Annotated in this window: 1 protein-coding gene; it reads right to left on the bottom strand. The window is 38.6% G+C overall.

What is annotated here, in order from left to right:
* Positions 1 to 233 (bottom strand): hypothetical protein (locus ACVC08_RS00445; protein ID WP_452600548.1); only part of this gene is annotated, 233 nt, incomplete at both ends.

The raw sequence follows: 233 nt of genomic DNA, 5'->3' as shown, positions 1-233 counted from the left end.
TAATGTTGTAGAACAGTTGTCATTTTCATCAGTAACATCACCAGTAATAGTAAGGTCATTAGGGTCTTGATCACATTCTATCTCAATATCTGCAGGTGCAGTAAATGTTGGTGCAATATTATCGGAAACGGTAATGGTTTGTGTTTGTTCTGGCGCAGTATTACCACAGCTATCTGTTAATGTCCATGTTCTGGTGATAATAAATGATCCTTCGCAAGTTCCAGCGACTACAG

Source organism: Pontimicrobium sp. MEBiC06410 (genome assembly GCF_053601615.1).
Note: the sequence above shows the minus strand (reverse complement) of the source record. Positions and strands in the feature narration are given on the sequence as shown.